This is a genomic window from Amorphus sp. 3PC139-8 (genome assembly GCF_040750475.1).
Taxonomy (GTDB): Bacteria; Pseudomonadota; Alphaproteobacteria; order Rhizobiales; family Amorphaceae; genus Amorphus.
Genome location: NZ_JABJVY010000034.1, coordinates 12,408 through 37,212 on the forward strand (window position 1 = coordinate 12,408; position 24,805 = coordinate 37,212).

The window sequence follows — 24,805 nt, forward strand, 5'->3', positions numbered from 1 at the left end:
CCCCATTGCTCGCCGGAGCGCCGCTGGAGCCCTCGCCGGTCGATGTACCACCGGACGAGGGCGAGTCGGCACTCCCGTTCGACGCTCCGGAGGAGGAGCCGTTCGACGGCTCGGCCGCCTCGGTCTCCTGCTCGGCCCGCTGCTCCACGGCCTCGACCTCGCTCTCGACCTGAGAATCGAGCGCGGAGTCGTCATCCGCCGCCGACCCGCTCTCCAGCGGACCGGTCGGGGCCGGCGCAGCCGCGCCGTTGGAGCTCTGCGAAGGAACCGTCTTGGTGCCGAGGCTCGGCAGGCTCTGCGCCTTCTTCGGATCCGGCAGGACCCGCGGATCCTCGCCGCCCGTCGGGCTGTTGAAGTAGCGGAAGAACTCCGACTTCGGCGAGATCACCAACCGGGTGTCGTCGCTGTTCAGGCTGCTCTCATAGGCCTGCATCGACCGGTAGAAGGCGAAGAAGCCCGGATCGCGGTTGTAGGCCTCCGCGAAGATCGAGGAGCGCTGGGCGTCGCCCTGACCGCGGATCTGATCCGATTCCCGGTTCGCCTCGGCGATGATGACAGTGGCCTGACGATCGGCGTTCGCCCGAATGCGCTGGGCGGCCTCTTCACCTTCGGCGCGGATTTCCGTCGCCTCCTGCTGACGCTCGGTCTGCATGCGTCGGAAGATCGCCTGACTGTTGGCCTCCGGCAGATCGGCGCGGCGGATGCGCACGTCGACCACCTCGATACCGAGCGAATTGGCGCGGCTCTGCACCTCCTGGCGGATACGATCCATCAGCTGAGGTCGGTCGTCGCGCACGATCTCGGTAAACGAGGCATCGGCGAGCACGGCACGCACCGCCGACTGCATGAAGGTCGACAGGCGGCTGGCGCCTTCGGCGACGTTGTTCACCGACTGGTAGAACAGTACCGGATTGCTGATGCGATAGCGGGCGAAGGCATCAACCACGAGGCGCTTCTGGTCCTCCGCGATGATTTCCTGCGCCGGCACGTCGAGATCCAGGATCCGCTTGTCGAGGAACAGGACGTTCTGGACGAACGGGATCTTGAAATAGAGCCCCGGGTCGGTCACCGCGCGGCGCACCTGACCGAACTGCAGGATCAGCGCCTGCTGGGTCGGGTTCAGGACGAACAGCGACGTGTTGATCAAAATCAGCGCGCCGACGACGACGGCGATAATGGCGATGAGACCTGCGCGCATCACTGGCCTCCCGTCGACTGGCTGGTCGAACGCGACGAACCGGTCGAGCGATTCGGCGCCGATTGCAGTTGATCAAGCGGCAGGTACGGGACGACCCCGCTAGCGCCGCCGGCATCGTCGCCAAGGATGATCTTGTCGGTCCGGCCGAGCACCCGTTCCAGGGTTTCCAGATAGAGACGCTGGCGGGTCACGTCGGGCGCCAAGGCGTATTCGTCATAGATCGACACGAACCGGTCCGCCTGACCGCGGGCTTCGGCCACGACGCGATCCTTGTAGGCGTTCGCCTGCTGGACCACCTGGGCCGCCTCACCGCGCGCCTCCGGCACGACCCGGTTAGCGTAGGCGTTGGCTTCGTTCTGGAGGCGCTCCTGGTCGGCGCGGGCCGCCTGCACGTCGCGGAAGGCGTCGATCACCTGCTGCGGCGGATCGACCTTCTGCAGCTGGACCTGCGCGACCTCGATGCCGGCTTCATAGTGGTCGAGTGTCCTTTGCATCAGCTCCTGTACTTGCATTTCGACCTGCTGGCGCTCCTGGGTCAGGATCGGCTGGATGTTCTTGGTGCCGACCACTTCACGCATGGCGCTCTCGGCAACCGCTTTCACGGTTCCCTCAGGGTTCTGGATGTTGAACAGATAATCCTCTGCGTTCGAAATCCGCCACTGCACCCGGAAATCGACGTCGACGATGTTCTCGTCGCCGGTCAGCATCAGGCTTTCTTCCGGCACGTCGCGTCCGGCGTTGGAGACCCCGCCCACATCGCGAATGCCGACGTTGAGCTCGCGGATACGCAGCACGTCCGGGGTGTAGACCTCGCCGATCGGATAGGGCCAGTTATAGTTCAGGCCCGGCTGGGTCATGCCGGCATACCCGCCGAGCACCAGCTCCACACCGACCTCGCCCGGATTGACGCGGTAGAAGCCGGTCGCAAGCCAGATCGCGACCACGGCGACGCCCGCCACCAGCGCCCCTTTGAGGCCGATATTGCGGCCACCGCCGCCACCGCCGCCCCGCCCATCGCCGGGGAAAATCTTCTTGATGCGGTCCTGGCTACGCCGCAGGAGCTCTTCGAGGTCCGGAGACTGCCCGCCGCCACCGCCGGGCTTCGGACCACCACCTCCCCAAGGGCCGTTGCCGCCGCCACCGCCGCCCCAAGGGCCGCCGCTACCGCCGCCGCTTCCCCAGGGGCCGCCGCTCCGGCCACCACCGCCACTCTGATTGCTCCAGGGCATCCGCTCTCCTTTGCCGCTCCGCCGCAAGCCGGTCGCCGCACGCTGTCCTTATTACCGTCGCTTTCGGTCGACGGGTTATAGGAAACCGAAAGCCCGCTTTCAACGAAACCGGCCGGCAACCGTCAAGATGTCGCCCCGATATAGGGGTTCACGGTCGTTCTTGCGAGACGTTCGGATCGTTGCTGGCGTCACTTCCGTGTGGCCCGCGCCGCGCGATCGGCAGCATCCAGGCCCGACCAGCGCGCGCCATGGGCCGTGGAGTAGGCTTCCGCAGACGTCGCTTCACCGGCAAAAAACACTCGCTCGGCGATCGGATCGGCAAGACGCAGGCGCCGCGCGGCACGCCCCGGCAAGGCGCACGAATAGGCGCCGCGGATCCACGGGTCCGATGCCCAGCGGGTCACCCGGTGGGCACGGACATGGTTCTTGATGTCGGAGCCGAAGGCATCCGCGAGCGCGGCGAGCGCGAAGTCGACCATCGCCGCCTCGCCGGCGCGCTCCAGGTCCCGCGACACGCTGCCGCCGAGTTGTCCAACGGCGACCGGATGGCCACGCAGGTCGGGATAGACGGTGAAGTTGACCGCCGAGCGAGCCGAATCGCTGGGATCGAGGGTGTCGATATACGCAACCTCGTCCAGACCCGGAAACGGCCGGTCGAAGCCCAGCGCGACCTTCTCCGCATAGCCGCAGGGACAGGCGTCAATCGCATCGGCGTGGGCGGCCGGCAGGGCCGGCGTGAACCGAATCGCCCCGGCGGCGAGCACGTTGGTGGAAACCGTCACGATCACGCCCTTGGCGCGGATCGCACCGGCATCCGTCGTCACGGACACACCAGGTCCCGACCAGTCGATCGCGGTGACCGCCGTTCCGGTATGAACGGGAACGGAGCGACCCGCTGCCGCCACAAGGGCGCCGTAGCCGTCGAGCATCGGCCAGTTTTCGCCGGTGTCGGCATAGCGGGCGAGGTCGAGCGTCGAAATCTCCTCGGCATCCAGCGACGACAGGAGCCGCATCCAGTGCTCGACCATCCGCGCCCAGTCGGCCGGCGGATCGATCACCTCCGATACCGCCACGTCGCGGCCGATGCGCCCGGCGCCTTCGGAGGCGGCAAACGCGGCCTCCACGGCATTCCACGCGGCGGTCCGTTCCGCCTCGCTGGCCGGCCGATCCTTCAGGAACATGTGCGCCGCGCGGCGGCTGGTGCGCTTCAGATAACGATGGCCAAGCCGGTCGGCGATTTCACGGAACGGGTTCTTCGACGCCGAATGCAGCCAATGGCAGCCATGATCGAACGGAACGCCGAAGCTGTCGGTCTCGGTGTAGGCACGCCCGCCGATTCGATCCGCAGCCTCCAGCACCAGGAAATCGAGACCGCGCTCGGCGAGGCGTTCGCCGGCGGCCAGCCCGGCAGCGCCGGCACCCACCACGACGATGTCGGTCTCCGTCATCGCCCGCCCTTCCCGTTCGATCCCGCCCGCACATAGCTGACGAAGCTCATGGCGTGATCATCCTTCTCGCCGGCCGGCACGAGCTCCCGTGCGGTTTCCCGCCACTCGCCGGGGACGATGTCGGGAAAGCGGGCGTCCCCCTCCACGGTACCGTCGACTTCGGTGATCTCCAGCCGGTCCGCTTTGCCGATCGCGGCGCGATAGATCTCCGCCCCGCCCACGACGGCGATGCGCTCGGCGCCCATATCGGCGGCCTCGGCCCGGGCGGCGCGCAGCGCCTCGTCGAGACTCAGGGCCACCGTCACCCCGTCGGCGAGGAAGGTCGGATCGCGGGTGACCACGATGGTGCGCCGGCCCGGCAGCGGCTTGCCGATCGACTGGAAGGTTTTGCGCCCCATAACCATCGGCGCGCCCATGGTTAGCGCCTTGAACCGCTTCAGGTCGGTGGATAGCCGCCAGGGCAAGCCGTTGTCGCGGCCGATCACGCCGTTTTTGGCGACCGCAGCCACCAGGACGACCGACGCCGTCATGGCAGGTAGCGGCCGGCGTCGAGCAGCGCCGATCCGGTCAAGCGATAGGTTGTCCACTCCGACATCGGCCCCGCGCCGAGCGACTCATAGAAGGCGATCGACGGTTCGTTCCAGTTAAGCACCGACCATTCCAGCCGGCCCAAATTCTCCGCCACGCAGCGCGCGGCAAGCCCGGTCAAGAGCGCCTTGCCGATGCCATGGCCGCGCTTGTCGGGCTCCACGTAGAGATCCTCAAGCCAGATCCCGTGACGGCCGACGAAGGTGGAGAAGGTATAATACCAAAGCGCCAAGCCGACCGGCTCGCCGTGCCAGCGCGCCAAGTCGCAAAACACCCGCGGTTGCGGCGCAAACAACGCCGCAGCGATTTCGGCCTCGCCCGCTTCGGCCTCGTGCAAGAGCTTCTCGTAGTCGGCGAGCTCACGGATCAGCCGGACGATATCGTCCACGTCCTCCGGCTCGGCCGGTCGAATGACAAGCGCCAAGAGCGGCCTCCCGCTTCTGGAAACCACATGACCGGGCCCCGTCCGGCAATGTGTTTCGATCCGAATGTGTGTTTGGTCGCAGTTTCGAACAGAAAATCAGATGTCCGCTTCGCCCGACGGTGCTCAGTGCGACACGGTCTTCGAGAACACGTTGATGATGACGACGCCACAGATGATGAACATCATGCCGATGATGGCCGGCGCGTCGAGCATCTCCTTGTAGACGACCGCGCCGGCGATCGCGACCAGCACGATGCCGAGGCCGGCCCAGATCGCGTAGACGATGCCGATCGGCATCAATCGGATCGTCAGCGTCAGAAAATAGAAAGAGCAGAGGTAGCAGGCGAACATGGCGAGCGTCAGCCCGATGCGGCTGAAGTTGTCCGTTGCCTTCAGCATGCTCGTGGCGATCACCTCGAACAGGATCGCAAGACCCAAGGTCAAGTAGTGCAACGGGAAAGCCTCCACTCGCGCACTTGTTCGATTTGCCCGCTTTCGGGCTGCTTGAGAAGTGCCGCGGCCATGCGGTGATTCTCAAAGGGCCCTAATAGGGCATGATCGACTAGACCGCCACCTCCGCGCGGATGTGCGCGTGCGGATCGTAGCCTTCGACCCTGATGTGCTCGTAGCGGAAGGCGAACAGATTGCCGACCGAGGGATCGAGAGTGAGCGTGGGCAGCGGCCGAAGGTCGCGGGAAAGCTGAAGCTCGGCCTGCTCGATATGGTTTTCGTAGAGATGGGCGTCGCCGAACGTGTGAATGAACTCGCCCGGAACGAGCCCGGTCACCTGCGCCATCATATGGGTCAACAGCGCATAGGAAGCGATGTTGAACGGCACGCCGAGGAAGATGTCGGCGGAGCGCTGGTAGAGCTGGCAGGAGAGCCGCCCGTTCGCCACATAGAACTGGAACAGGCAGTGGCAGGGGGGCAGCGCCATCTTGGAGATATCGGCCGGGTTCCAGGCGGACACAATCAGCCGCCGGGAGTTCGGGTTGGTGCGGATCTGATCGACCACTTCGGCGATCTGATCGATGGTGCCGCCATCCGCGGTCGGCCAGGAGCGCCACTGATGGCCGTAGACCGGGCCGAGCTCGCCCGTCTCCGGGTCCGCCCACTCGTCCCAGATCCGCACCCCATTGGCGTTGAGTTCGCGCGCATTGGTCGAACCGGACAGGAACCAAAGCAGCTCGTAGACCACCGATTTCAGGTGAATCTTCTTGGTGGTCACCAAGGGAAAGCCGTCGGCGAGATCGAACCGCATCTGGTGACCGAACACCGACCGGGTCCCGGTGCCGGTGCGGTCGCCTTTGCGCGCGCCCTCCCTCAGCACGCGTTCCATCAGATCGTGATATTGGCGCATCTGCGATCTCCGATGTGTCGGATCGGTTATAGCGACGTGTTGGGGTGACACGCCAATTCGCTTGCATCCGATCATGGCCACCCTGTGGATAGTGATGGAAAATCGCCCCCACCGATTGTGACGTGGGGGCTTCCGAAGCCGGCCTCCTCGACCTATATTCAAACCTGCCGGCGACGGTCGGCTATGGCGATAAATGGCCAACGTAATAAGCCCATGGGACCCGGGGGCAGTACCCGGCGCCTCCACCTGAGTCCTCGAGAAAGCGTTCGAGGGTTTTGGTGGGGGCGAAACAGGCTCGACCAGGGTGTAAAGGTTCGGCTTTCGCCCGGCATGGTACCGCCGTTATCGGACCAAACCTTATAGTTGCCAACGACAACTATGCTGAGGCTCGTCTCGCTGCGTAACGCAGTGCGATACCTCTTTTAAGCCCTTGCCGGTAGCACGGTAAGGCGGGGTCCCGGGGGCACCTGGCAACAGAAGCCCCCACTTTGATTCCTGTGTCGGTGTTGGTATGGGCTAGGCCCAATCGCTCGCGCCCTGGGCTCCAGCCAGACGCGCTCGCTCCGAACCAGTCAAGGATTGCCGAGATGGCCGAGGACCTGATCCGCTACGACGTCCTGGTTCAGGAATCCCTGCGCGGTGTTGTCCGCAAGGTCCTGAAGGAAGTGGCCGAAAACGGTCTGCCGGGGAATCATCATTTCTACATTGCGTTCGACACCGGTGCGCCCGGTGTGCGCATCTCGTCGCGACTGCGCGAGCAGTATCCGAACGAGATGACGGTCGTGCTGCAGCACCAGTTCTGGGAGCTCACCGTCACCGAGAACTCGTTCGAAGTCGGGCTCTCCTTCGGCGGCGTGCCGGAGCGGCTGCTCGTCCCGTTCTCCGCGATCAAGGGCTTCTTCGACCCCTCGGTCCAGTTCGGCCTGCAGTTCGAGCCGCAGACCGACGAGAAGCAGAGCGAGGCCGGCGTCTCGCCGGCCCAGGTCATGGCGCCGCAGACCGCCGCCACCATGCAGGACGACACGCCAGAGGGCGCCGACGAGGCAGCCAGCGAAGAGGAAGAGGCCCCGCGCCCGGAAGGCGCCGAGGTGGTCTCTCTCGATGCCTTCCGCAAGAAGCCCTGACAACGGGGCCAGTGGCCGCGGAAATTCTTCCCCCAGAGACGTCAGGAGACGGCCGATGATTACGCTCTACTGGGCACCCCACACCCGCGCGAGCAGAATCATCTGGCTTCTGGAAGAGGCGGGCCTTCCCTATTCGCTTTGCGAAGTGAACGTCCACGACGGGTCGGCCCGCGCGCATTCGGAGTTCATGACCGCAAGCCCGATGGGCAAAGTGCCGGCGATTCGCGATGGGCAGGCGACCGTGTTCGATTCGGCCGCCATCTGCGGCTATATCGCCGACCGCTATCCGGACAGCGGACTGGCACCGGCCACCGACGATCCCCAGCGCGCCCTCTACTGGCAGTGGATGGTCTTCACCCCGAGCGTGATCGAGCCCGCACTTTCCGAAAAGGCAGGCGGCTGGACGACGGCCACGGGTCGCAACGCCTGGGGCGACTTCGACCGGATGATCGCCGCCTTCGAAGCCGGAATCGGCGAGACGGACTGGGTGCTGGGCGAGACCTTCTCGGCCGCCGACATCATGCTCGGCTCTTCGGCGATTTTCATGCGCATGTTCGACATGATGCCGGAAAGCCCGATCCTGAACGCCTATGCCGACCGATGCGCCGCTCGCCCTGCGTTCCAGCGCGCCATGGCCACCGAGCCAACCGGATAAGCACTTGAAACTGAAGCAATTTCCGATCGATCAGGCTTTTACCTGAGCGGAAGAGGCTTCGGTCGCGTCGGGATCACGCAGCCGAGTTCGATCCTCGGCCGGAGTTGCCATTTGCCGCCACCCACATGGTCCAATATCGCACATAAATTGCATTACCCCCAAGACACAAGCCCTACGAGATCGTGCGGAACGATTGCGCCGGCTCCGGCTTCCCGCTAGATCAACGCCCAGATTCCACGAGCATTCTGGGAGGCTTCGCCCCATGACCGCGACCCGCACGGAAACCGACTCGTTCGGCCCGATAGAGGTTCCCGCCGACCACTATTGGGGCGCGCAGACCCAGCGCTCGCGCCAGAACTTCAAAATCGGCACCGAAACGATGCCGACGCCGGTGATCCGCGCCCTCGGCATCATCAAGAAAGCGGCGGCGCTGACCAACAAGGAGCTCGCCAACATCGAGCCCGAGCTGGCCGACGTCATCGCGACCGCCGCCCAGGAGGTGATCGACGGCAAGCACGACGGCGAGTTCCCGCTGGTCGTCTGGCAGACGGGGTCGGGCACCCAGTCGAACATGAACGCCAACGAGGTGATCTCCAACCGGGCGATCGAAATCCTCGGTGGCGAGCGCGGCTCCAAGACGCCGGTTCATCCCAACGACCACGTCAACCGGTCCCAGTCGTCGAACGACACCTTCCCGACCGCCATGCACATCGCAGCGGCCGAAGAGATCGTCCAGTCGCTGATTCCTGCGCTTGAGCATCTGCACGACGCTCTGCAGGCCAAGGCGGACGAATTCGCCGACATCATCAAGATCGGCCGCACCCACACCCAAGACGCGACCCCGTTGACGCTCGGCCAGGAGTTCTCCGGCTACGTCGCGCAGGTGCAGCTCGGCATCAAGCGGGTGAAAGCCTCCCTCGACGATCTCTATGCGCTTGCCCAGGGCGGCACCGCGGTCGGCACCGGCCTTAACACCAAGATCGGCTTTGCGGAGAAATTCGCCGCCAACGTCGCCGCCATCACCGGCCTGCCGTTCCGCACTGCGGAGAACAAGTTCGAGGCGCTTGCTGCCCACGATGCCTATGTCGCCGCCCATGGCGCGTTGGAGACGGTGGCGGTCTCGCTGTTCAAGATCGCCAACGACATCCGCTTCCTCGGCTCCGGCCCGCGCTCCGGCCTCGGCGAGCTCTCCCTGCCGGAGAACGAGCCCGGCTCCTCCATCATGCCGGGCAAGGTGAACCCGACCCAGTGCGAGGCGCTGACGATGGTCTCGGCGCGCGTGATGGGCAATCAGACCACGATCGCGGTTTCCGGCTCCCAGGGCCATTTCGAGCTCAACGTCTACAAGCCAGTGATGGCCTACGCCATGCTGCAGTCGATCCGGCTCTTGGCCGACGGCGCGCGCTCCTTCACCGACCACTGCGTGGTGGGCATCGAGGCCAATCGCGGCCAGATCGAAGAGCTGATGAAGCGCTCGCTGATGCTGGTCACCGCGCTCGCCCCGAAAATTGGCTACGACAACGCCACCAAGGTTGCCAAAACCGCGCACAAGAACGGCACGACGCTGCGCGAAGAGGCCGTCAAACTCGGCTTCGTGAGCGAGGCGGAGTTCGACGAGATCGTGCGGCCGGAGAAGATGATCGGCCCGAGCTAAAACCAAAGCCGGGAAAAGCGGGAACCGGCTTTCCGTCCGGAGAAAAGACCATGGCCGAGATCGTCAATCTCCGGCAGGCGCGCAAGCAGAGGAAGCGCGCCGAAGACAAGGAGCGCGCGGCGGAAAACCGCGCGCTTCGCGGCATGAGCAAGGCGGACAAGTCCACCGAGGCTAAACGGCGCGAGGCGCAAAATCGCCACCTCGAGGGCCATCGCCGCAAAGACGAGGACTGAGCCCGCTCGGCACGTGAGCTAAGCAGCCACCGCATTCACTGGGATTCGCCCGACGAGGACGTCTGCGAGCGAATTGAGGGCTTGGGGTGTGTTCGGCCTTCGCACCTTGCGTCGCGCCATCTGCGCGCCTACCAATTCGCCGCCCGTGCTTTGAAGTCCCCCAAAAACACCGTCTTGAAGGGTGAGTTCTTCGATGCCCCTCGAAAAGCGGTCCCTCACGCTTGAGCAGCATCAGACCAGCGTCGCTCTGGAACCGGAATTCTGGGCGGAGCTGGAAGCCTGGGCCGCGGCGGATGACACCACCATCACCGCCGTGATCGAGGAGATCGACCGGCAACGCCCGACCAGCGAGCGCTTGGCCTCCAGCCTGCGCGTCGCGATCCTGACCCGGCTAAAAGAGATCGCATCGACGCCTGCTTCTTAAAACATGCCCCGCTGACGGCTCTCAGCCTGTCTTTTACGCGGGTTCCGACGGCACATCGGTATCCCCTTCGCCTGGAAAAGCTCTATTGCGGCAGCGGGCCGAGATCGCGCTGCTCGATGGTGAACGGCCCCGGATTTGCGCCGGCGGCCGGCGCGTCCGGTGCCTGCGAGCGTTGCTCGGTGGGCGCCCTGAGATCGAGCGGAGCACGGCCGGCCCTCGGCGGCGGACCGATCTCGCTCGGTGGGCCGAGGGGCGTTGGCCAAAGCAGTCTGGGGCCGCGGTCGATCAGAGATCCGATCGGGTCTGAAGGATCCGGCGAAAGCACGCCGGCGGAGGGCAACGTCGACGGCGCCGGGGGCGCTTCGGACGTCGCACTTCCCTCCCCAATCTCAGGCGATTCCAAGGTCGGCCGCGGCTCCGGCTCGGCCGGGGCAACCTCGGCGCCGGCGGCCGCACGCTGTTCCTCGGCCGCGCGTGCCGCTTCCTCGGCAGCCCGTGCCGCCTCTTCCGCCCGACGGCGCTCTTCTTCCTGGCGCTGGCGCTCGGCTTCCGCCCGCCGCTCCTCCTCCAGGCGGCGCAACATCTCCTCCTGGCGGCGGCGGCGCTCCTGCAGCTCCTTTTCCAAAGCTTCCAGACGACGGCGCTCGCGTTCGGTCTCACGCAGCGTCAGATAGCCGACCAGCGGATCGACCCCAAGCTCCACCGATGGCGCATCGAGCGGCCCGGCAAAGTCGAGCCCGATATCGGCGGTAACGTCCGGCACCAGATCGGGATCCGGCGGGGTCAGGCTCAGATCGACCGCTCCCGACAGCGTCCAAGCCGGAAGATCGATGGACCCGCTGCCTGAGACATCGGCGGCATCGGTCTCCACGGTGACCTCGCCGATACGAGCGATCCCGGAGGCGATCCCGATGGTTCCGGAAAGTTGCGTGAAGGCAAGCGAGCCGCCGTCGAGCCCGTCCGACACGGCCGCGCGCACCGCATCCGCGTCCACGTCGACATCGCCAGCCGCGTCGGCCTGCCGGATCGCCGCAAGGATCGCATCGGGATCGAGATGACGGATCAGCCCGTCGCGGGCGGTGAAGCTGCCGCTGCCCGACAGCGCGGCGACCATGGCCTGGACCGACCGGCCCATCGCCTGGAAATCGAGCGCCAGATCGAGGCTGCCGGTCGCGACCGGGCGCTCCTCCGCCGACCACACCAGGCCTGCAAGCTCCGCATCCGAAAGGGCCAGCCGGCCGGACAGCGTCGCCTGCCCGTCGCTGCGGGAGAGATCCAACGCCCCTTCCAGATCGCCGCCGCCGTAGCGCCCCGACAGATCCGACAGCAGCAGCCGATCGGGCGCAAGCGACAAGCCGAACTGCGCATTGCGCACGTCCCTCGCACCGATCCAGAGCCGGTCGGTGGTCACGTCGAGATCGAGATCGACGCCTGCCAGCGCCGAAGGCCCGAACGGCGCGTCCGGCCAGCCGTCCAGCGTCTCGCCGGCATAGGTCCAAGTCTCGCCCCCAAGCAGCAGCTCGGTCAGGACCTGCAGATCCACCTCGCCAATCGTGATATTGCCGTCGAGGTGAGCAAGGTCGCCGCTCAAATCCGCCGTCCCGCCGCCGCTCAAGCGGATCCCGGCGACGCGGCCGTCGAGACCAGACACGGCCACGTCGTCGAGAGGGCCAGTCGCCTGCGCAGACAGCGACACCGGAACGCCACCCGCCAACAGCGGCAAGGCCCGTCCGCTGGCGAGGGCCGGCAGTGACAGGTCGTCGCTCACAAGCGAAAGGTCGAGGTCGACGGTCGGCGGCGCGTCGCCGGCGGCAACCACCGTTCCGCCAGCCTTGAGTGTCGCGCCGACGAGGTTGGCCTCGCCGTCCACCGACAGCCCGTCCGACGCCGCCCCGGTCACGGCGAACGCGACATCGCCGGCAACGTCGCTTCCGACCGGAAGTACGGCGAGGCCGAGCTGACGCATCAGCCGATCGCCATCGGAGTTGCTCGCCCTCAAGCTGGCGTCGATTTCGGCATCGCGCCAGGTCGAGATCTGTCCGTTGGCTTCCCCGGACATCTTGATCTCGGTCCCGCCGGCCGTTCCGCTCACGGACAGATCGAGCGTGCCGCCCTCTTTCGATTGATCGCCGGACAGCTCGAAATTCAAAGCCACGGGCGCAAAATCGCCCGCCGCGTCGCCAAACCGGCGCACGAATGCATTGCCCGGCGCGAGGTCGTCCGCAAGCCGCGCCAGATCCGAGAGCCGATCGCCCTCCAGGCGGCCGGAGAGCCGACCACTTGGGCGATCGCCGGCCTCGCCGAAATTGCCGGAAACTTCCAGCCGGGTGCCGCCGAGATCGGCGATTTGCAAATGATCGAGCGTGAAGGCGTCGTCGATCAGTGCGGCATCCAGCTCCACCCCGTTGGCGGTAACGCCGCCCAACGTCGCCTCGTCGGCGGTGAGATAAAGGGTCACGTCGCCGCCAATTCCGGACGCGAGCCCGCTCCCCTCCGAAACGCTGCCGATCATGGTGGCGAACGGCGCCAGGTCGATCCGATCGGAGCGCAAATCGAGATCGAGCGCCGCCCGCACCCGTTCGGAGCCGGGCCGATAGCGCAGCGACCCGAGAACGGTCGCCTCGCCGCTTCGAAGCCGCATGGCGGGCATGGCGATTTCGCCGCCGCCGATCTTCAGCGCCCCATCAACGGATACCAGAGAGCGCACCGGGATTGTCCCCCCGCTGCCTCCGCGCCACCAGCGCGCCAGCGCGCCCGGCTTTTCGGAGACAACCTCGACATCGCCATCATAGCGGCGCTCGTCGCCGAGCTGGAGCTGACCGGAGGTCGACACCGCCGTGTCCCCGGGAAGACCGGCGCGCGCCGAGACGATCCGCCAGCCTTGCGCAGAAGGTTGCGCCTCGACCGAGGCGTTCTCGATCACCGCTCCTCCCGCGATGATGGAAACGAAGCGTGCGGAGACCGAGCCATTGCTCTCAAGCGCAGGCACCGCATCCAATGCGCCTAACAGCGGAGCGAGCCGCTCGGCCGGCCGGCCGCCGTCCCGGCTGTGGCCCATCGCTTTCAAAAGCCCGTCCAGATCCATCTGGCGCGCGGCGAGGTTGAGCCGGAAGCCTTCGTCCCCGTGGAACGGCACCTGCAACGAGGTCCGCATCACCACCGGCCGCTCAATCGGCCCATAACGGATTTCCGCTTCCGGTATGGTCAGGGCGTTGGGCGCAACGTCCAACGTGCCTTCGATGCTCCACGGCACCGCCGGCGTCTCATCGTCCTGGTTCGGACGCGGCGCCACCGTCAGGGCGCCGGTGAAGCGCGCCGGCGCGCTGGACAAGGTCGCCTCGCCATCGACGGTGAAATCCACAGGGCGCGCCGTCGGTCGCACCCGCGCCTTGACCGTCAGCGGAGCCCCGATCACGTGGCTTCCGGTCGCAAAGCGCAGGTCGTAGCTCGATCCGTCGAAGTCGAGCGAGCCGGCCCCTTCGAACGGTCCGTGGAAGGAGCGGCCGGACCCGGTCATGTTGATGCCGTCGACGCGCGCGGTCTCCCCGGTGCGCCGATCGTCGATCAAAAGCCGCCCGCGCCGCACGTCGATCTGATCGAAGCGAACCTTGGCCGGGTCGACCCATTCCAGCGGCCCTTGAGCCAGATGTAGCACCGGGCCTTCCACGCTGCCGTCCGGCTCGACGGTGACGTGCACCTCCGGACCGAAGAAGCTGAGCGCAACCACGTCGATCTCCCGCTTCAGGAGTGGCGAAAGATCGACTTCGAGTTCGACCCGGTCGGCGGTGAAGATCGGCTCGTCCTGCGGCCCGACGCGCACCGTCTCCAGGGAGATGCGTGGCGCCGGCAGAAGCCGCACGTCGGCCTGGCCGAGCACGCGCACCTCCTCGCCCAGGAGCTTTTCGGCCTGGGTCTCGATAAGGTCGCGGTAGACGGTCCAATCGACCAGGAACGGTCCGACGAGTGCTGCGGTGAGCAGCATGATCACCGCGACCCCGAGGCTGATGAAGAACGCGTTCAGCGCCGGCCTCCGTCTTTCGCCCTACCGCGCGTCACGCCCCCGCGTCCTAAAAGGAATCGTCGGGCAGGATCTTCCCGGGGTTCATGATGCCGCGCGGATCGATGGCTTGCTTGATCATGGCCATGAAATCGACCGTGTCGCCGTGCTCCTTGCGCAGATACTTGATCTTGCCATGTCCAACGCCGTGCTCGCCGGTGCAGGTTCCCTCCATGGCGATCGCGCGCTCCACCACCCGTGCCATGAACTGTTCCGCCCGGGAGATCTCATCGGCGGAGTCCATGTCGATCAGGAGCGAGACATGGAAGTTGCCGTCGCCGACATGGCCAACGATCGGAGCCAGAAGCCCGCTTTCGTCGAGATCGCGCCGGCTTTCGGTGATGGCCTCGGCCAATCGCGAGATCGGCACGCAGACATCGGTCGCAAGCGCCTTGGAGCCGGGGCGCAGACCAACACACGCCCAATAGGCGTCATGTCGGGCCTGCCATAGCCGGTTGCGGTCTTCCGCCGCCCGCGCCCACTGGAAATCGCTTCCGCCGAACTCGGCCGCGATCTCGCCGAACATCTCCGCCTGTTCCTTCACGCCCGCCTCTGAACCGTGGAACTCCAGAAGCAGCGTTGGGGTCTCGCGCATGTCGAGCTTGGAATAGGCATTGGAGGCCTTGACCTGCAGCTCGTCGAGGAGCTCGATCCGCGCCACCGGGATGCCCGACTGGATCGTCGCGATGACGGCGTTGCAGGCCCCTTCGAGGGTCTCGAACGGACAGACGGCGGCGGAGATCGCCTCCGGAATGCCCTGCAGGCGCAGCGTCAGCTCGGTGATGATGCCGAGCGTCCCTTCCGAGCCGACCAGGAGGCGGGTCAGATCGTAGCCGGCGGAACTCTTCTTGGCGCGGCTTCCGGTCTTGATGATGCGCCCGTCCGGCATCACCGCCTTCAGGGAGAGGACGGCATCCTTCATGGTCCCGTAGCGCACCGCGTTGGTGCCGGAGGCACGAGTGGCGGCCATGCCGCCCAAGCTCGCGTCCGCGCCCGGATCGATCGGGAAGAACAGGCCCTGATCGCGCAGATATTCGTTGAGCTGCTTGCGCGTCACGCCCGGCTCGATAACGCAATCCAGATCTTCCGCGTGGACGGCGAGCACCCGGTTCATGCGCGACAGGTCGATCGAGATACCGCCGGCCATGGCGTTGACGTGGCCTTCCAGCGAGGTACCGGCACCGAACGGGATCACCGGAACGCCAGCATCTCCGCACAGGCGGACGACCTCGGAGACTTCCTCCGCGCTTTCGGCGAACACCACCGCATCGGGCGGGAGGTTTGCCAGCCAGGTGGTGGTATTGGCGTGCTGCTCGCGGATCGCCGCGCCGACCTGGCAACGATCGCCGAAGCGTTCGACCAGGCGCTCGACCGTGGTGACGATCGCCGGCTCGTTGCGTTCCAACTTGCGGATCGGTTCCGCACCCATATTACTCAACCTCCAACTGAACCTGCCGCAATGCTGCGCAGGCGAAACGGGCCGACAATACCGTTGCCGGTTTTGAATGCGGGGTCGCACAGCTCACGCTCCCGCGCAACGCGCGAGACCGTCTGACCACCCATGGTGCACTGCGCACAGACCTTTGTCTTTCGTCACCCTAGCAAAAAGGCGAAGATCGCCAAAGCGACATAGCCCTCCCAACGTCGTACAAGGTGTCCGGAAACACGAGCACGAGCTTGGTCCTCCGGGAACGTTGTCGACGCTGACTTAAGAAAGAAGGACCGTTCAATGGCACAGACAGAATTTCCAGCCCCGTTCGTCGCTCGCGACATGGCCGTCGAAGAAGGCTGGATCGACTATAACGGCCACATGAACGTCGCCTACTACATCGTCCTGTTCGACCGTTGCATCGACGACGCGCTGGATGTCATCGACATGGGCGCCGACTACCGTACCCGGGAAGGCAAATCCTTCTTCACGGTCGAGAGCCACACCTCCTATCTGCGCGAACTCACCCTCGGCGACAGCGCGGTGATCGACCTCCAGCTTATCGACATGGACGACAAGCGCATCCACCTGTTCCAGGAGATGCGGCACGCCACCGAGGGTTTCGTCGCCGCGACGCTGGAGACGCTGATGCTCCACGTCGACATGGACGCCCGCAAGGTGGTGCCGTTCGCCCCCGATGCGGCTGCCCGCGTCGAGGCCGCCATCGCCGCCCATCGCGACCTGCCCCGGCCGGAACGGCTTGGCCGCTCGATCGGGATCCGCCATCGCTGAGCGGCCTCCGTTTGCAACCGCTTCGTGGTTGCCTTGCCCGCACCGGCAGGCAGTCACGACGGTTCGCGCACCGCACCACGAGGGAAAGCCGGTGTTTTGAAACGACCGGCGCGACAGCGACGAAGGATGAGAACATCCGACGATGCGGACTATTCGTCCGGAACTCGAATCGTCAGATACTCTCAAGGCACGTCATCGTAACCATGGGCGATTCGCCCCAATAAGTCGGCGGTTCAATGAGCGATCCGACGGCACCGGAGGACCCTTCCCGACGGCGCGAAGAGCCACCCGTCACCTTCCTCTGGAGCGGCCTGCGTCCGAATCTGGTCATCTTCCTGGCGAGCCGACAGCCGCTGATCTGGCTGCTCGCGTTGTTGGTGGGCGCCGTCGTTGCGGTGGCGGCGATCCTGTTCCGCCTGCTCATTGGGCTGGTCCAACTCCCCTGGCTCGGGACCACGGGAGAAAACGTGGTGACGGCGGCCGCCTCGATCTCGCCCTATCTGATCCTGCTGGTTCCGGCGGTCGGCGGGCTTCTGCTCGGCATCGTGCTGCAGCTCTTCCAGCCGCTGCAGCGCACCTATTCCGTCGCCGATGTGATCGAGGCCAAGGACAAGGTCGGCCGCAGCTTTCCCTTTTGGCCGGGGATCTCGTCGGCGCTCCTGACCGCTTATTCGCTCGGCATCGGCGCCAGTGCGGGGCGCGAAGGCCCGGTGGTGCATCTCGGCGCCACGCTGGGCACCGACATCGCCCGCATCTTCCGCCTGCCCGACGCCAGCAAGCGCATCCTGCTCGGCTGCGGGGTGGCGAGCGCGATCGCGGCATCCTTCAACGCCCCTATCGCCGGCGTCCTGTTCGCCCATGAGGTGGTGCTCGGCCATTATGCCCTGACCGCGTTCGTGCCGATCGTGATCGCTGCGGTCATGGGGGCGCTGCTGTCGCGGCTCTGGTTCGGCGATATCGCGGCCTTTGTGATCCCGTCCCACCAGATCACCTCCTACTGGGAGCTGCCGGCGTTTGCGCTACTGGGCCTGACCTGCGCGGCGGTCACGATCCTGTTCCACCTGGCGCTGCTCGGCTCGGAGTGGATCGCGCGCCATTCCGGCTTACCGGTCTGGTCGCTGCCGGCGCTGGGCGGACTCTTCATCGGCGGCATCGGGCTGACCTACCCGGAAATCCTCGGCGTGGGCTACGAGACCACCGACGCGGCCCTCAAGAACCACCTCACGATCCAGACCATGCTGACGCTGTTGGTGGTGAAGGCGATGGCGACCGCCATCACGCTTGCCGCGCGGTTCGGCGGCGGGATCTTCTCGCCGTCGCTCTATCTGGGGGCGATGGCGGGCGGAGCGTTCGGGTTGATCGCGGCGGAGGTATTTCCCTCCATGGCCTCCAGCGAAGGGCTCTATTCGCTGCTCGGCATGGGCGGCGTTGCCGCTGCTATGCTGGGCGCGCCGATTTCCACCACCATGATCGTGTTCGAGCTCACCGGCGGCTACGGGCTCTCGATCGCACTGCTCCTCACGGTCGCGATCTCCAACGGCGTGTCCCTGGCCGTGCTCGGCCGTTCCTATTTCGAAACCCAGCTCATCATGCGCGGCGCCCGCCCGCTGCGGGCCAAGCCCGGCAGCGGAGGACCTCAGGAATAGTGGTTCCGCACCACCGCGCCGGCGATCTCCGGCGCCTCGATCACGCCGACCACGTCCTCCGGCCTGGGCACGCCGCCCTCGCCTTCGCGCAGCACGATCGCGAACGAACGGTTGCGCTTGTTCATCCGGCTGATGACGGCGTTCAGGATGGTGTTCTCCGGCGCGACGACATAATCCGCCGACATCAGCGACTTCAGCGTCTGGCCGTCATGGGCCGGGCGATAAGGCACAGCGCCGAACCGTACATAGCCGGCGATGCGCTGCTCCTCGGTGACGATCACATGGGTGCCCTCCTCGCTGGAGATCTTCTCCAGCGCCTCGACGACCCTCGTGTCCGACGGCAGGATCACGAACTTCTTGCTCATCAGCTCGCGGGCCGGCTGCACCAGATACATGTTGGTGTGGCGCACCATCGGGATCGGCTTGCCGCGCCGACGCAGCTTCACCGTGTAGATATTGACCGCGATCAGATAACGCCGAACGCCCACCGCGAGCCCCACCGCCAGCACCAGCGGCACGATCACGTTGTAGTCGCGGGTCATCTCGAAAATCATGACGATCGCCGTCATGGAGGCACCGGTGGCGCCGCCCACGAGCGCGCCCATGCCGACCACCGCGAACTCTTCCACCGCGAACAGGTCCGGCGCGAAATAGGCCCCGATCGCGCCGACGGCGCCGCCCAGCGTCGCGCCGATGAACAGCGACGGCGAGAACACGCCGCCCGAGGCGCCCGCCCCCAGGCTGACGCTGGTGGCCAGGATCTTTGCCAGCAGAAGCAGCAGCATAAAGAGCGCGCTGCTCATGCCGCCGTCCAGGATGTCCTGAATGGTGGCGTAGCCCACGCCGGCGGTGTGGTAATGGCCGGTGAAGGCGAACAGCCCGTAGCTCAACAGGCCGACGATCAGCATACCCAGGATGGCGCTGGTGTAGTCGTTGCCGGGCAGGCTCGGGAAAAAGTCCTCCGCCCAGGCCAGGAAGCGGATGAAGGCCCAGGAGGCAACGCCGCCCAGGATACCGAGAATGGCAAAGCCGAGCAGCACTTCCGGCTGGATCGCCGAGCGCGCCGGATCCGCGGCCAGCGGCACGAAGAAGGCCGGATCGAGGCCGAACACGATGCGACCGATATAGGTCGCCGTCGCAGTCGCCACGACCACCGGCAGGAAGGTCCGGCTGGAGACTTCCGGCAGCAACAGCTCGACGGCGAACAGCACCCCGCCGAGCGGCGTGTTGAAGGTCGCCGCAATGCCCGCGCCCGCACCCGCCGACAACAGCGTGATCTTCTGCCAGCGCGGCAGGTGGAGCCAGCGGGCCATGGTGGAGCCGAACGAGGCGCCGATCTGGATGATCGGCCCTTCGCGGCCGACCGAGGCACCGGACCCGATGGAGATCGCCGAGGCGATCGACTTCACCACCGCGACCACCCCGCGCACATTTCCGGAGTTGTGGTAGACCGCGTACATCACCTCCGGCACGCCGTGGCCCTTGGCTTCCGGCGCGAACGTCTTCACCAGCCAAACGACGATCAGTCCGCCGACCACCGGCGACAGGATAACCAGCGGCCCCCAAAGGCTCGGCGGATCGTACTGGTTGGCGTCGTAGCTCCAGGCGAAAGTGCCCAGAAAGAACACGTTGTGGATCACCGAGATCATCACTCGGAACACCACGGCGCCGGCCGCGGCGACGAGACCGATCAGGAAGGCGATGAGACAGAGCGCGGGCATCGCCACGACGCGCTCGCGCGGCTCGCCCTCCTGGTTTGAGGGATCGGCGGGCGCGGTCGCGTTTGAAATGTCGGTCATTGTCCCAAGCGGGCTTTGGTGGTGACGGGAGGCGGGAATGCAAGGGGTCGTGCACCCGTGGGCCGGAAGTGTCAAGAAAGCGACAGGTAGCCGATCACCGGTGCCCCCCTATCGAAGGCACTTTTTTCCAAGACAGCGTTCCGGCTTTGCCGCAGGATCGCGGGCATGGAACCGATCAGCCAATTCGACGCGTGGCAGACCACCGAAACCGGCCCGCGCGAGCACGTCGCTTTCTGGCGGGCTCCGCGGTTCGACGCGTTGGAATGCCTGGCGGCGACTTTCCGCACTCACGAATACGCCCAACACACCCACGAGACCTATGTGGTCGGCGTGATCGAACGCGGCTGCGAGACCTTTCAGGTGCGCGGAGTGCGGCATTTTGCCCTCCCCGGCGACGTCTGCTTCGTCAATCCGGACGAAGTCCATGACGGCAGCCCTGCGGCGGACGGCTACAGCTATCGGATGACCTATCCCACCATCGAGCTGATGACCGGGCTCGTGGAGGACATGACCGGCCGGCCGGCCGGCGGCACGCCCAGCTTCGTCGCTCCGATCGTGCACGATCCGGAGCTCGCCCGGCGCTTCTCCGCCGCCCATCGCCGGCTCGGCGCGGGCAGCGATGCGCTTTCGCAGGACGAGGCCCTGACCGCCGTCTACGCCGATGCGCTGGCCCGATACGCAAAGATCCTGCCGCGATCCGCGACCGGGAGCGAATCGGCAGCCGTCCAAACGCTTGTCGACTATCTGGACGCCCACTATGCCGACGATGTCACCCTGCCGGAGCTGGCGCGGATCTCCGGCCTGTCGCGGACCGGGCTGATCCGCGCGTTCAAGGCCGAAACCGGTCTTACGCCGCACGCCTGGCTGACCGACCGCCGCATCCGCGCCGCGCGCAACGGGCTCGCCGCCGGCATGTCGCCCGGCGAGGTCGCGCTTGCTTGCGGCTTCTACGACCAAAGCCACCTCAACCGCGCCTTCAAGGCCCGGGTCGGGGTGACACCCGGCGCCTATCGCCGGCCCTGACCGCGCACGTAAGTGCGCTCTCGCACTTCCTTCCGACACTGCGCTCCCAATGCCGTCCGGCCCTCGCCGGAGAGGGCGGAGTCGCCCGCAGCTTCCCGTTAAACGCCCATGTCTCGAAACCAACCGCCAGAACCACTCTCCCGCCCCAACCGATCCGAGGTCGCGGATGGCGCGCTCGCCGTCTTGCCGCTCGCAATCGCGGTGATCCCTTTCGGGCTCTTGTGGGGGGCGGTGGCGGCCCAAAAAGGACTGTCGCCCGCCGAGGCCTTCTTGATGTCCGCCATGGTCATGGCCGGCGCATCCCAGTTCGTGGCGATCGACCTCTGGGCCCATCCGCTTCCGATCGCGACCCTGGTGGCCGCGGTGTTTCTGGTGAACACGCGCCACATCCTGATGGGGACGTCGATCCTGCCGAAAATGCAGGCCTTTCCCCCACGCTGGAAACCGCTGGCGCTGTTCTTCCTCGTCGACGAGGTCTGGGCGCTGTCGGAGCAGCGCGCCCGGGAGGGCCGCTTAACGGCCAGCTACTATGCCGGCCTCGCCGCTCTGTTGTGCTCATGCTGGCTGTTGTGGACCACGCTCGGCGCCTATCTGGGAACGGCCATCGGTGATCCGACCCGTTATGGATTCGACTTCGCGTTCACGGCCATGTTCATCGGCCTGCTGATGGGCTTTCGGTCCACGCCGGGCTTTGCGGCCAGCGTCGCGGCGGCAGCCGTCGCCTCCACTGCGGTGCACATGATCGCACCGGGTCCGGTGTCGATCGCCGCCGGCGCGTTGGCCGGGATTGCGGCTGCCGCCCTTGCCCCGATCCGCGAGGCAAAGCGATGACCGTCGATCCCACCACGCTCGTTGCCATCGTGCTGATGGGGTTGGCCACCTATTCCACCCGGCTTGCCGGCCTGTTCCTCGTCCATCGGGTGCCGGCTTCGGGCCGGCTGCACCAGGCGCTACAAGCCGTGCCCGCTGCGGTTCTGACCGCGATCGTGGCGCCTGCCGTCTTCACGGGTGACCTCTCCGATCTCCTGGCCGGTGTCGTCGCCGCCCTGACGGCGCTACGCTTTCCGCTGCTCGCCGCCGTCGTGGCCGGTACGGCAACGGCCGCGCTCATGCGTGCGGTGATGTGAGCAGCAGCTTTTTGTCCCGTAAGTTATCCCAACCTGTGCCGGCGAAAGGCGCAATTCGCCCCCCTCTCACTCCGAGAAAAAGCGCACGCGCCAGTTCACTTCCCGCAGGCTTTTTCACCCCACGATCGGACGAGTTGCGCCGATCAGCCAGTCGCGGGTCTCCGGATCCAGATCCCCGGCCAGCGCCCCCTGAACCCGCAAATGATAACTGTCGAGCCAGGCGATCTCGGCCGGTGACAAAAGCCGAGGTAAAATCAGCCGACGGTCGATCGGGGCAAGCGTCAGGGTTTCGAAGCCCAACATCTCCCGTTCGCCGCCGGGAAGCGCGGCCGGCGGCGTCACCAGCACCAGATTCTCAATCCGAATGCCGAAATGGTCGGGCCGATAGTAGCCGGGCTCGTTGGAGACGATCATGCCCGGCTCCAGCGCCGTATGACCAAGCTTGGAGATGCGCTGCGGCCCCTCGTGGACGGAGAGATAAGCGCCGACGCCATGACCGGTGCCGTGGTCGAAATCGTGACCGCTCTGCCAGAGCGAGATCCGGGCCAAGGCATCGAGCTGGGCACCGCTGGTGCCGACGGGAAAGCGCGCCCGGGCAATCGCGATGTGGCCTTTGAGCACTTGGGTGAACCGCACCCGCATTTCCTCGCTCGGCGGTCCGAACGCGACGGTGCGGGTGATGTCGGTGGTGCCATCGAGATACTGTCCGCCGGAATCGATCAGAAACAGCTCGCCCGGCGCAATCCGCCGATCGGTGCGTTCGGTGACGCGGTAGTGCACGATCGCCCCGTTGGGCCCGGCCCCGGAGATGGTGTCGAACGAGATCTCTTTCAGTTCGCCCGTCTCGGCGCGAAAATTCTCCAACGCAGTGACGGCCTCGATCTCGCTGAAACCCTCCTCTCCGCGCTGCTCCAGCCAGGCGAGGAAGCGCGCGACGGCCATTCCGTCGCGATGATGGGCGCTGCGGGAGCCGGCGACTTCCGCCGGCGTCTTCACCGCCTTTTCCGCCACTACCGGATCGTCGGCCTCGATCAGCTCGCCGCCGGCGCTCTCCACGGCCCGGACATAGGCCTCCGGAGTAAGATTGGGATCGATCAGAACCGCATTTTCGTGATGGCCGAGCTCGGCAAGCCGCGCAGACAGGTTCTCCGGCTCGTCGATCTCGGCGATCTCGGCGATCTCGGCCAGCGCGTCGCGAACCGAGTTGGTGAGCTTGCGGGCGTCGACATAGAGCGTCGGCCGGCCTTCGCTCGGCACCAGCGCGCTCGCAAGCGCAACGGGAATGTGCGGAATATCCGCGCCACGAATGTTGAACAGCCAGGCCACCGAATCCGTGGCCGTCAGAAGGCCGGCGTCGGCACCCTTGCGCTTCAGATCCGCCTGAAGCGTGGCGATCTTATCGGCGGCGGATCGCCCCGCTCGCTCTTCCGGATAAAGAGTGATCGGCGCCAGCGGCGGCGCCGGCCGGTCGCTCCAGACCGCGTCCAGAGGGTTGGCGTCCAGCGCCACCAGATGGGCGCCCGCCGCATGGCAGGCCGCCTCGAACCGACGGACTTCGGCCCGCGTATGCAGGCGCGGATCGAAGCCGACTTTCTGATCGACACCCAGGCGCTCGCCCAGCCAGGCCGACGGCCGGATCTCGGCGATCGAGACCGGTGTGAAGACGGAGGTGTCGACCTGACGGCGGACCTGGGTCGTGTAGCGGCCATCCACGAACACGGCGGCTTCGCGCTCCAGAACGACCGCGATACCCGCCGAACCGGTGAACCCGGTGAGCCAGGCGAGCCGCTCCGCAGAGGCCGGGACATACTCGCCCTGGTATTCATCCGCCCGCGGTATGATGAAGCCAACGACACCAAGGCGCGCGAGCTCCGCTCTCAGCGCCGACAGGCGCGCAGGCCCGACACTCGGATCGGCACCGTCTTCAAAGCTCTGAAACATCGCCGGTTTCTCCTCGCGCATTTTCCCTCACATCGGACCGAGCCGGATGAGAACCGATTGCGCAACCTGTTGTCATCGCGGGCATTTCTCATAGGCACAGCGAGCCCGCCCGATCTTGGAACGCCCGCAAAACCGTCCATCGAACCTGGGTATCGGTTTTCCGCGATCCGCTCCAGATCCGATGATTTATTTTGCACCGCAGCATCCATTTTTTGTGCAATGCAATAACGACAGGTCAGGCATGCAGTCCTGTCGATTGTATACGGCCCCCGCGAGGCTCATGTTGCATTGCGAGATATGGGAGCAACGCCCCGGATTCGTGTCACCACGGAAAGGACATCACCATGGCCATGACGACGACTTCCGGCGATTTTCGACTGACGGGCAGCGAGCGCGAGCATTCCGCCCTTCATCGTCTGATGAGCCGGATCATCACCGCGCGCCAGCGCCAAGCCGAGCGCGCCATCAACGCCTACCTTTTGAGCCTCGACGACGAGTCGCTCGAGCGGTTGGGATACGACCGCGAAAGCCTCGAGAAGAACGCCTCGAGCGCATACCCCTACCTGTAACAGGTCTGGGCGTTCAGGCGAAAAATCAGGGTCCCAAGAGGTCTGTTCCTCCTCCCGACAGGCCTCTGAGGAACGGGCGGACGAT

Annotated in this window: 21 protein-coding genes, 1 other RNA gene and 1 pseudogene; 12 read left to right on the forward strand and 11 right to left on the reverse strand. The window is 66.0% G+C overall.

The window, feature by feature from the left end; translation table 11 throughout:
• Nucleotides 1-337 precede the first annotated feature (337 nt).
• The 7 genes and pseudogenes from hflC to HNS03_RS22805 all read right to left on the reverse strand — a co-directional run.
• Nucleotides 338-1,198 (reverse strand): annotated as a pseudogene (gene hflC, locus HNS03_RS22775) (protease modulator HflC); the annotation flags it as partial.
• The gene (gene hflK, locus HNS03_RS22780) at nt 1,198-2,427 is read right to left on the reverse strand and encodes an FtsH protease activity modulator HflK (protein ID WP_367198356.1); all 1,230 of its coding nucleotides are present in this window, start codon (nt 2,425-2,427) and stop codon (nt 1,198-1,200) included. The gene hflK and the pseudogene hflC, both read right to left, overlap by 1 nt.
• Nucleotides 2,428-2,615: 188 nt before the next feature.
• Nucleotides 2,616-3,875, reverse strand: a complete 1,260-nt coding sequence (locus tag HNS03_RS22785; RefSeq protein ID WP_367198357.1) for a flavin monoamine oxidase family protein — start codon at nt 3,873-3,875, stop codon at nt 2,616-2,618.
• On the reverse strand, nt 3,872-4,405 hold the full coding sequence (locus tag HNS03_RS22790; protein ID WP_367198358.1) for a dihydrofolate reductase: 534 nt from the start codon (nt 4,403-4,405) through the stop codon (nt 3,872-3,874). Before HNS03_RS22790 ends, HNS03_RS22785 begins: the two co-directional genes overlap by 4 nt.
• Nucleotides 4,402-4,887: an N-acetyltransferase family protein gene (locus HNS03_RS22795; protein ID WP_367198359.1), complete on the reverse strand. Its 486-nt coding sequence runs from the start codon at nt 4,885-4,887 to the stop codon at nt 4,402-4,404. The genes HNS03_RS22790 and HNS03_RS22795 overlap by 4 nt, the downstream gene beginning before the upstream one ends.
• 123 nt (nt 4,888-5,010) lie before the next feature.
• A complete protein-coding gene (locus tag HNS03_RS22800; RefSeq protein WP_367198360.1) occupies nt 5,011-5,340 on the reverse strand; it encodes a multidrug efflux SMR transporter in 330 nt (109 codons plus the stop codon).
• Nucleotides 5,341-5,449: 109 nt separating this feature from the next.
• A complete protein-coding gene (locus tag HNS03_RS22805) occupies nt 5,450-6,247 on the reverse strand; it encodes a thymidylate synthase (RefSeq protein WP_367198361.1) in 798 nt (265 codons plus the stop codon).
• A 126-nt stretch (nt 6,248-6,373) separates the two neighbouring features.
• On the opposite strand from HNS03_RS22805, the gene ssrA reads away from it, so the two are divergent.
• The 6 genes from ssrA to HNS03_RS22835 all read left to right on the forward strand — a co-directional run bounded on the left by ssrA (nt 6,374) and on the right by HNS03_RS22835 (nt 10,337).
• Nucleotides 6,374-6,735, forward strand: a transfer-messenger RNA (tmRNA) gene (gene ssrA / locus HNS03_RS22810).
• Nucleotides 6,736-6,834: 99 nt separating this feature from the next.
• Entirely contained in the window at nt 6,835-7,371 is a 537-nt protein-coding gene (locus tag HNS03_RS22815) for an SspB family protein (RefSeq protein WP_367198362.1), read from the forward strand.
• A gap of 55 nt (nt 7,372-7,426) precedes the next feature.
• Nucleotides 7,427-8,026: a glutathione S-transferase family protein gene (locus HNS03_RS22820; RefSeq protein WP_367198363.1), complete on the forward strand. Its 600-nt coding sequence runs from the start codon at nt 7,427-7,429 to the stop codon at nt 8,024-8,026.
• 262 nt (nt 8,027-8,288) lie between these two features.
• On the forward strand, nt 8,289-9,680 hold the full coding sequence (gene fumC / locus HNS03_RS22825) for a class II fumarate hydratase (RefSeq protein WP_367198364.1): 1,392 nt from the start codon (nt 8,289-8,291) through the stop codon (nt 9,678-9,680).
• Nucleotides 9,681-9,730: 50 nt separating this feature from the next.
• The gene (locus HNS03_RS22830) at nt 9,731-9,913 is read left to right on the forward strand and encodes a DUF4169 family protein (RefSeq protein ID WP_367198365.1); all 183 of its coding nucleotides are present in this window, start codon (nt 9,731-9,733) and stop codon (nt 9,911-9,913) included.
• A gap of 193 nt (nt 9,914-10,106) precedes the next feature.
• The gene (locus HNS03_RS22835; RefSeq protein WP_367198366.1) at nt 10,107-10,337 is read left to right on the forward strand and encodes a ribbon-helix-helix domain-containing protein; all 231 of its coding nucleotides are present in this window, start codon (nt 10,107-10,109) and stop codon (nt 10,335-10,337) included.
• Between the two features lie 82 nt (nt 10,338-10,419).
• On the opposite strand, the gene HNS03_RS22840 is transcribed toward HNS03_RS22835, so the two are convergent.
• Together HNS03_RS22840 and HNS03_RS22845 are read right to left on the reverse strand one after the other, a co-directional pair.
• Nucleotides 10,420-14,325: an AsmA-like C-terminal region-containing protein gene (locus tag HNS03_RS22840; RefSeq protein ID WP_367198367.1), complete on the reverse strand. Its 3,906-nt coding sequence runs from the start codon at nt 14,323-14,325 to the stop codon at nt 10,420-10,422.
• Between the two features lie 79 nt (nt 14,326-14,404).
• Nucleotides 14,405-15,823: an FAD-linked oxidase C-terminal domain-containing protein gene (locus HNS03_RS22845; RefSeq protein ID WP_367198368.1), complete on the reverse strand. Its 1,419-nt coding sequence runs from the start codon at nt 15,821-15,823 to the stop codon at nt 14,405-14,407.
• A 300-nt stretch (nt 15,824-16,123) separates the two neighbouring features.
• Here HNS03_RS22845 and HNS03_RS22850 point away from each other — a divergent pair, with 300 nt between their 5' ends.
• Nucleotides 16,124-16,615, forward strand: coding sequence for a thioesterase family protein (locus tag HNS03_RS22850; protein WP_367198369.1), 492 nt, complete (start codon nt 16,124-16,126; stop codon nt 16,613-16,615).
• A gap of 236 nt (nt 16,616-16,851) precedes the next feature.
• Nucleotides 16,852-18,261 (forward strand): chloride channel protein, encoded by a 1,410-nt coding sequence (locus tag HNS03_RS22855; RefSeq protein ID WP_367198370.1) that lies wholly within the window; start codon nt 16,852-16,854, stop codon nt 18,259-18,261.
• Here the strand turns inward: HNS03_RS22855 and HNS03_RS22860 are convergent.
• Nucleotides 18,252-20,060, reverse strand: coding sequence for a chloride channel protein (locus tag HNS03_RS22860; RefSeq protein ID WP_367198371.1), 1,809 nt, complete (start codon nt 20,058-20,060; stop codon nt 18,252-18,254). The genes HNS03_RS22855 and HNS03_RS22860 overlap by 10 nt on opposite strands.
• A 165-nt stretch (nt 20,061-20,225) precedes the next feature.
• On the opposite strand from HNS03_RS22860, the gene HNS03_RS22865 reads away from it, so the two are divergent.
• From HNS03_RS22865 to HNS03_RS22875, 3 genes are all read left to right on the forward strand, one after another.
• A complete protein-coding gene (locus HNS03_RS22865; protein WP_367198372.1) occupies nt 20,226-21,083 on the forward strand; it encodes an AraC family ligand binding domain-containing protein in 858 nt (285 codons plus the stop codon).
• Nucleotides 21,084-21,266: 183 nt separating this feature from the next.
• The gene (locus HNS03_RS22870; protein ID WP_367198373.1) at nt 21,267-21,914 is read left to right on the forward strand and encodes an AzlC family ABC transporter permease; all 648 of its coding nucleotides are present in this window, start codon (nt 21,267-21,269) and stop codon (nt 21,912-21,914) included.
• Nucleotides 21,911-22,210: an AzlD family protein gene (locus HNS03_RS22875; RefSeq protein WP_367198374.1), complete on the forward strand. Its 300-nt coding sequence runs from the start codon at nt 21,911-21,913 to the stop codon at nt 22,208-22,210. The genes HNS03_RS22870 and HNS03_RS22875 overlap by 4 nt, the downstream gene beginning before the upstream one ends.
• Nucleotides 22,211-22,324: 114 nt before the next feature.
• Here HNS03_RS22875 and HNS03_RS22880 read toward each other — a convergent pair whose 3' ends face one another.
• Nucleotides 22,325-24,151, reverse strand: a complete 1,827-nt coding sequence (locus HNS03_RS22880) for an aminopeptidase P family protein (RefSeq protein ID WP_367198375.1) — start codon at nt 24,149-24,151, stop codon at nt 22,325-22,327.
• Nucleotides 24,152-24,495: 344 nt separating this feature from the next.
• On the opposite strand from HNS03_RS22880, the gene HNS03_RS22885 reads away from it, so the two are divergent.
• Entirely contained in the window at nt 24,496-24,720 is a 225-nt protein-coding gene (locus HNS03_RS22885) for a hypothetical protein (RefSeq protein ID WP_367198376.1), read from the forward strand.
• The last annotated feature ends 85 nt before the right edge of the window (nt 24,721-24,805 follow it).

What these genes read in the sequence shown, in the direction of transcription:
- HNS03_RS22820 (WP_367198363.1), top strand. Translation starts at nt 7,427, where the DNA reads ATGATTACGCTCTACTGGGCACCCCACACCCGCGCGAGCAGAATCATC.
- HNS03_RS22855 (WP_367198370.1), top strand. Translation starts at nt 16,852, where the DNA reads ATGAGCGATCCGACGGCACCGGAGGACCCTTCCCGACGGCGCGAAGAG.
- HNS03_RS22865 (WP_367198372.1), top strand. Translation starts at nt 20,226, where the DNA reads ATGGAACCGATCAGCCAATTCGACGCGTGGCAGACCACCGAAACCGGC.
- HNS03_RS22875 (WP_367198374.1), top strand. Translation starts at nt 21,911, where the DNA reads ATGACCGTCGATCCCACCACGCTCGTTGCCATCGTGCTGATGGGGTTG.
- HNS03_RS22815 (WP_367198362.1), top strand. Translation starts at nt 6,835, where the DNA reads ATGGCCGAGGACCTGATCCGCTACGACGTCCTGGTTCAGGAATCCCTG.
- HNS03_RS22790 (WP_367198358.1), bottom strand. Translation starts at nt 4,405, where the DNA reads ATGACGGCGTCGGTCGTCCTGGTGGCTGCGGTCGCCAAAAACGGCGTG.
- HNS03_RS22835 (WP_367198366.1), top strand. Translation starts at nt 10,107, where the DNA reads ATGCCCCTCGAAAAGCGGTCCCTCACGCTTGAGCAGCATCAGACCAGC.
- HNS03_RS22830 (WP_367198365.1), top strand. Translation starts at nt 9,731, where the DNA reads ATGGCCGAGATCGTCAATCTCCGGCAGGCGCGCAAGCAGAGGAAGCGC.
- hflK (WP_367198356.1), bottom strand. Translation starts at nt 2,427, where the DNA reads ATGCCCTGGAGCAATCAGAGTGGCGGTGGTGGCCGGAGCGGCGGCCCC.
- HNS03_RS22850 (WP_367198369.1), top strand. Translation starts at nt 16,124, where the DNA reads ATGGCACAGACAGAATTTCCAGCCCCGTTCGTCGCTCGCGACATGGCC.
- HNS03_RS22785 (WP_367198357.1), bottom strand. Translation starts at nt 3,875, where the DNA reads ATGACGGAGACCGACATCGTCGTGGTGGGTGCCGGCGCTGCCGGGCTG.
- HNS03_RS22805 (WP_367198361.1), bottom strand. Translation starts at nt 6,247, where the DNA reads ATGCGCCAATATCACGATCTGATGGAACGCGTGCTGAGGGAGGGCGCG.
- fumC (WP_367198364.1), top strand. Translation starts at nt 8,289, where the DNA reads ATGACCGCGACCCGCACGGAAACCGACTCGTTCGGCCCGATAGAGGTT.
- HNS03_RS22880 (WP_367198375.1), bottom strand. Translation starts at nt 24,151, where the DNA reads ATGTTTCAGAGCTTTGAAGACGGTGCCGATCCGAGTGTCGGGCCTGCG.
- HNS03_RS22845 (WP_367198368.1), bottom strand. Translation starts at nt 15,823, where the DNA reads ATGGGTGCGGAACCGATCCGCAAGTTGGAACGCAACGAGCCGGCGATC.
- HNS03_RS22860 (WP_367198371.1), bottom strand. Translation starts at nt 20,060, where the DNA reads ATGACCGACATTTCAAACGCGACCGCGCCCGCCGATCCCTCAAACCAG.
- HNS03_RS22885 (WP_367198376.1), top strand. Translation starts at nt 24,496, where the DNA reads ATGGCCATGACGACGACTTCCGGCGATTTTCGACTGACGGGCAGCGAG.